This window comes from Streptomyces sp. YS-3, from assembly GCF_045257485.1.
Classification (GTDB): Bacteria; Actinomycetota; Actinomycetes; order Streptomycetales; family Streptomycetaceae; genus Streptomyces.
Map to the genome: position 1 here is coordinate 1 of NZ_JBJHPC010000580.1, position 4,478 is coordinate 4,478.

Annotated in this window: 5 protein-coding genes; 3 read left to right on the forward strand and 2 right to left on the reverse strand. The window is 72.6% G+C overall.

Annotation, left to right across the window (positions count from 1 at the left end; all coding sequences use genetic code 11):
• Positions 1-812, reverse strand: an 812-nt coding sequence (locus ACJA3G_RS31105) for a phosphatase PAP2 family protein (protein ID WP_406556379.1), incomplete at its 3' end; no start/stop codon positions are given.
• A 169-nt stretch (positions 813-981) separates the two neighbouring features.
• On the opposite strand from ACJA3G_RS31105, the gene ACJA3G_RS31110 reads away from it, so the two are divergent.
• A complete protein-coding gene (locus tag ACJA3G_RS31110; protein WP_406556380.1) occupies positions 982-1,581 on the forward strand; it encodes a TetR/AcrR family transcriptional regulator in 600 nt (199 codons plus the stop codon).
• Between the two features lie 137 nt (positions 1,582-1,718).
• On the opposite strand, the gene ACJA3G_RS31115 is transcribed toward ACJA3G_RS31110, so the two are convergent.
• Entirely contained in the window at positions 1,719-2,498 is a 780-nt protein-coding gene (locus tag ACJA3G_RS31115; RefSeq protein ID WP_406556381.1) for a DeoR/GlpR family DNA-binding transcription regulator, read from the reverse strand.
• A 156-nt stretch (positions 2,499-2,654) separates the two neighbouring features.
• On the opposite strand from ACJA3G_RS31115, the gene ACJA3G_RS31120 reads away from it, so the two are divergent.
• Both ACJA3G_RS31120 and ACJA3G_RS31125 read left to right on the forward strand, forming a co-directional pair.
• A complete protein-coding gene (locus ACJA3G_RS31120; protein ID WP_406556382.1) occupies positions 2,655-3,539 on the forward strand; it encodes an SIS domain-containing protein in 885 nt (294 codons plus the stop codon).
• 56 nt (positions 3,540-3,595) lie between these two features.
• A complete protein-coding gene (locus ACJA3G_RS31125) occupies positions 3,596-4,453 on the forward strand; it encodes a ketose-bisphosphate aldolase (protein WP_406556383.1) in 858 nt (285 codons plus the stop codon).
• Positions 4,454-4,478 lie beyond the last annotated feature (25 nt).

The following is a 4,478-nucleotide window of genomic DNA, read 5'->3' on the forward strand; positions in this document are numbered from 1 at the left end:
GTCTGTGGGGCCGCGGCGGGCTGGGGCGCGGGGGTGCGGCGCACCTGTCCGGCGACGGTGCGTCCACCGCGTACCGGCGCCGGGCGCGGCACCAGGTACAGGGCGGCGCCGAGCAGCGCGGTCGCGACGAGCGCGTCCAGCCAGTAGTGGTTGGCGGTGCCGACGATCACCAGCAGGGTGAGCACCGGGTGCAGCAGCCACAGCCACCGCCACCGGCCGCGCGTCGCGGCGATCAGTCCGATCGCCACCATCAGCGCCCAGCCGAAATGCAGCGACGGCATCGCCGCGAACTGGTTGGCCATGGTGTCGGTGTCCGGCGTCGCCGCGTACACCGACGGCCCGTACACCTGCGCGGTGTCGACCAGCCCGGCCGCAGCCAGCATCCGGGGCGGCGCCAGCGGCAGCAGGATGTGCAGGGCGAGCGCGGCCGTGGTCACCAGCGCCAGGACCCGGCGGGACCAGAGGTAGTGGGCGGGCCGGCGCAGGTACAGCCAGACCAGGAAGGCGACCGTCGCGGGGAAGTGGACGGTGGCGTAGAAGGTGTTGGCGACGTGGATCACGGTGTCGTCGTGGAGCAGCAGACGCTGCACCGCGCCCTCGCCGGGCAGATGGAGCGCGCGCTCCCAGTCCCAGACGCGGTCGGCGTTGTGGAAGGCGCGCGTCTCGTGTCCGTTGGCCAGCTGGCGGCCGAACTTGTACACGAGGAAGAGCGCGGTCACGAGCAGCAGCTCGCGTACCAGGGGCGGCCGGGGGGTACCGGTCGTCTCCGGTCCGGTGGGACGCCGGGTCCCTGGACGTATACCGGCAGTCATTCTCCGGCCCCTCTGAGACGAGAATTCGAGCAGAAATCGGACAAGCAAACGTAGGAAGGCTAGATCGGATTTCATCGAGACGCAAACGTCTCGATACGTTTGCGTCTCGGACGGGCGGGGCTTACTCTCGTACCAGCAGGAGCCCTGCCCCACGCCCCGGAGGGACACGATGTCCACGCAGGCCGCGACGGCCGCCGCACGCCGCAGCAAGATCAGCCCCGAGCGGGAGCTGGAGCTGTACGAGGCGGTGCTGGACCTGCTCCGCGAGGGCGGCTACGACGCCGTGACCATGGAGGGCGTCGCCGCGCGCACCAAGTGCGGCAAGGCCACGCTCTACCGTCAGTGGAAGTCCAAGCCGGTCCTGGTCACGGCGGCGCTCGGCGCGAGCCGCTGCTCGTTCTTCACCGGGATCGACACGGGCACCCTCGCGGGCGACCTGCGCGAGGCGGCCCGCTCCGCGTCCCGCGGCAAGGGCCGCGACGCCGAGCTGATGGAGGCCGTGGGCCAGGCCTATGTGATGCACCCCGATCTGCGCGCGGCGCTGCGCGAGACCGTCCTGAACCCCGAGATCGCCGCGCTGGACGCGATGCTGCGGCGCGGGGTGGAGCGCGGCGAGGTGGCCGCCGACAACCGGGCGATCGACTTCGTGGCGCCCGCGTTCATGGGTGTCCTGCGGGTGGAGCGCCTCTTCGAGGACCGGTTCACGGGCGGGGAATCGCTGCTGGAGTTCCTGGAGGCGGTCCTGCTCCCGGCGCTGGGCCTGGACTGACGCCTCGTCACCCGGGCTGGTCACCAGGGGACTTGGGGACTTTCCCGCCTCTCCGGGGGCGTGGGGACGTGCGCGACGAGCCCCCCGCCGGACCGCGGCCGACCGGCCGTGCGCGGCCCGTAGCCAGACGGCCGGGCTCAGACGGCCAGGACCCTGACCCCCGCGTCGGTGAACCGCGCGACCGTCTCCCCGGAGACCCCCGCGTCGGTCACCAGCGTGCCGACCTGGTCCGTCGCGCAGATCCGCGCGAACGTCCGGCGCCCCAGCTTCGTCGAGTCCGCCGCGACCACCACCCGCTCGGCGCGCTCGCACAGCAGCCGGTTGATCCCCGCCTCGTCCTCGTCGTGCGCGGTCGCCCCGTGCGCCACATCGAACGCGCCGACCCCGAGCACCGCCACGTCCATCGTGATTTGGTTCAGTACGCCCCCGGCCAGCGGCCCCGTGAGCTCGTACGACTGCGGCCGGGCCACCCCGCCGGTCACCACGATCTTGAACTGTGGCCGCACCGCCAGCTCGTTGGCGATGTTCAGCGCGTTGGTCACGATCGTCAACGCCGGTGACCCGGAGGCCAGTTCCGGCCGTACGGCGAGGGCCCGCGCCACCTCCGTGGTCGTCGTGCCGCCGGTGAGCCCCACCGCCTCGCCGGGGGCGACCAGGTCCGCCACGGCCTTCGCGATGCGCTGCTTCTCCGAGGCCTGCCGGGCCGTCTTGTAACGCAGCGGCAGCTCGTACGAGACACCGTGGACGACCGCGCCGCCACGGGTACGCACCAGCATCTGCTGCTCGGCGAGCTGGTCGAAGTCGCGGCGGATGGTCGCGGCCGACACACCGAGCACCGTCGCCGCCTCCTCGACGTCGAGACGGCCCTGCTCCACGAGCAGTTCAAGGAGCGCCTGCCAGCGGGCGTCGCGCGACATCCGGATCCTCTTCTCTCCCGTGCTCTCCCACACCGACGTGTGACTTTAACCCACTCCCTGATGCTTGATTGTGCTTGAAAGCTAGCTATATTTTGCAGAAACATGCATCCGTAAACATGCATCCGACGACGGATCCAGAGTGAGTGGGAGCCCGGCATGAGCCATGTCGAGAACGAACTCAGCAGCCAGCCCGAGTGCTGGAAGCGCGCCGCCGAGCAGGCGGCGCACCACAAGGACGCCCTTCCCGCGCCGGGCGAGCGGGTCGCGATCGTCGGCTGCGGCACCTCGCTCTTCATGGCCCAGGCCGCCGCCGCCCTGCGCGAGGGAGCGGGCCAGGGTGAGACCGACGCCTTCGCCGCCTCCGAGTACCCGGCGGGCCGCTCCTACGACCGGGTGGTCGCCCTCACCCGCTCCGGCACCACCACCGAGGTCCTGGAACTCCTCGCCCGGGTACGCGGCGCCGCCCGCACCACCGCGATCACCGCCGACCCCGAGACGCCGGTGATGCGGACCGCCGACGACCTCGTGGTGCTGGAGTTCGCGGACGAGGAGTCCGTGGTGCAGACCCGCTTCGCCACCACCGCGCTCACCCTGCTCCGCGCCCACCTCGGCCTCCACACCGAGCAGGCCGTCGCCGACGCGCGCACCGCGCTGGCCGAGCCGCTGCCCGAAGGGCTCGTCGGGCGGAGCCAGTTCACGTTCCTGGGCCGCGGCTGGACCGTCGGGCTCGCCCAGGAGGCCGCGCTGAAGATGCGCGAGGCGTCGCTGTCCTGGACCGAGGCCTACCCCGCGATGGAGTACCGCCACGGTCCGATCAGCATCTCCACCGGCACCACGGCCACCTGGATGTTCGGCGAGGCCCCGGACGGCCTAGCCGACCAGGTGCGGGCCACCGGCGCGCAGTGGGTGGCCGGGCACCTCGACCCGCTGGCCGAACTCGTCCGGGCGCAGCGGCTCGCGGTGGCCGTCGCGGCTGCCCGCGGCCTCGACCCGGACCGCCCGCGCCACCTCACCCGCTCGGTGATCCTCGACGGCTCCTGACCCGCGCCCGGCCACCGACAAGAGCAAGAAGCACAGCAGAGGACAGGGGAAGCACGATGCCACTCGCCCGGACCGGGGTCCTGGTCACCGAGGCCGCCGCCAAACGCGGCGCCGTCGCGGCCTTCAACATCATCACGCTGGAGCACGCCGAGGCCGTCATCGCGGGCGCCGAGGCCGCGCACTCGCCGGTCGTCCTGCAGATCAGCGAGAACGCGGTGAGGTTCCGCTACGGCCGGGTGCTGCCGCTCGCCCGGGCGGCCGTCGCCGCCGCCGAGGCCGCCGCCGTACCCGTGGCGCTCCACCTCGACCACGTCAAGCGCGACGACCTGCTGCGGCAGGCGGCCGACGCCGGGTTCAGCTCGGTGATGTACGACGGCGGCCATCTGCCGTACGAGCAGAACCTCGCCGCGACCCGTGCCGCCGCCGATTGGGCGCACACCCAGGGCCTGTGGATCGAGGCCGAGCTGGGGGAGGTCGGCGGCAAGAACGGTCAGCCGCCGCTGGACGCGCACGCGCCCGGCGCCAGGACCGACCCCGAGGAGGCGCGCGCCTTCGTCGCGGAGTCGGGGGTGGACGCGCTCGCCGTCGCCATCGGCAACACCCACGCCATGACCACCCGTACGGCCGCGCTCGACCACGGTCTCCTCACCCGCCTCGACGCGGCGCTGCACGTCCCGCTGGTGCTCCACGGCTCCTCGGGCGTCCCCGACGACGAGCTGGCGGCGGCGGTCGCCGGCGGTATGTCGAAGATCAACATCGGTACGGCGCTGAACATCGCCATGACCGACGCGATCCGCGTCTATCTCGCCGCCCATCCGGAGGCGGTGGACGCCCGCGGCTACCTCACCGTCGGACGGCAGGCGATGGTGGAGACGGTCACCCGGCTGATCGGGGTGCTGACCGCCAAGGCGTGACACGCGCGGGCGGAGCGGGGCGGGG